The following is a 1312-nucleotide window of genomic DNA, read 5'->3' as shown; positions in this document are numbered from 1 at the left end:
TGTCTCGTCCTAAAATACGTTGACAGTATTTCTACTAAGCCAACAGCATCAGCTGTTGGCTTTTTTCATGCACCTCATTTGGAGTTTTCATCCTGAGACTAAGGTGCGGCCTCATATTGTTATAGGTACTTATAGACTCTTTTACTAGTTGTTTAAGCTCTCCGAGGTTTTTACACTTATTAAGTAAGAACTCTTGTTTCAGTATTCCATTTACTCTCTCTGCTAATGCATTTTGATAGCAGTCATAACCGTCTGTCATCGAGGGGCTTATGCCGCTACTTTTCAACTTATCTTGATAAACACCGGAGCAATACTGGAGACCACGATCAGAGTGATGGATACACGAACGATGATATTGACGCCCCTTAATAGCCATATCTAGCGCTTTCACAACATCCGTCGCCTTCATTTCGTTGCTCAGCTCGTAGCCCATAATTTTCCGACTAAACGCATCAGTTACCAATGAGAGATAGTGAATGCCTTCATCTGATTGGATATAGGTAATATCACTTACTAACACACCCTCTGGAGTGCATGGTTTGTAGTTCTTTAATAAGTTCGGATGTTTTTTCATCCAATGCTTACTGTTTGTCGTTTTCGTAAAACTACGTTTAGGTCTTACCAATAACCGTTCATCACGTAAGTAGTTGAAAAGAGCATCCCGACCTAACTTGATACCTTGTTCTTGCAACTTTGGCTTAAGTAAAAAGTAGAGCTTTCTAGTGCCAACCCGAGGCATATAACGTCTAATATCCAACACCATTTGTTTGATGGGTTTAAGTTCCAACTGGCGATGAACAGCTCGCTTTTCTCGTTGATAAACGCTTTGTCTCGTTATCCCGCATAGCTTACATACTCGAACTAAACTTATTCCTTCTTGTTCTTGAAGGCTTCTTGCTCCTTGGTGAGATACTTTTTTCTGAGGCTAGTTCCGTGTTCAGCATCAAGAATATCAACCACTCTATTTAAAAAGAGATTCTTGATTTTTTCGTCTTCCAGCTCTTTCTCAAGACGCTTTATTTTCTGTGCTGGTGACTCTTTAGGCTTAGTTGATTGGTGCATGGTATTCATCCTTGGAGTTTGCGCCCAATTCATCTTACCGTGCTTTCGAAGCCAAGTTAAAACAGTTGAACGGCCTTGGATACCATAAATGGTTTGGGCTTGTTTATATGTCATATCGCCTCTTTCTACAGCGGCGACGACCTGTAATTTAAAGCCTAGTGTGTAATCACGCTGAGTGCGCTTAACGTAGGTATTATTTGAAGTAGCCATAATTCGTCCTCAATGTGTAAACACATTTCAGGACGGGACA

General features: G+C 40.7%; 1 protein-coding gene. It reads right to left on the bottom strand.

Annotation, left to right across the window (positions count from 1 at the left end; all coding sequences use genetic code 11):
- Nucleotides 1-34: 34 nt before the first annotated feature.
- Nucleotides 35-1272 (bottom strand): IS3 family transposase gene (locus tag AB6E52_RS23045; protein ID WP_102319877.1). Its coding sequence is split into 2 segments (ribosomal slippage): nucleotides 35-900 and nucleotides 900-1272, totalling 1239 coding nucleotides; the frame shifts between segments, so codons are not numbered across the junction.
- Between the last annotated feature and the right edge of the window lie 40 nt (nucleotides 1273-1312).

Origin of the sequence: Vibrio sp. 10N.247.311.13 (assembly GCF_041467595.1) — a bacterium.
Taxonomy (GTDB): domain Bacteria; phylum Pseudomonadota; class Gammaproteobacteria; order Enterobacterales; family Vibrionaceae; genus Vibrio; species Vibrio crassostreae_C.
The sequence above is the reverse complement of the archived record's forward strand: the minus strand, read 5'-3'. Positions and strand labels throughout refer to the sequence as shown.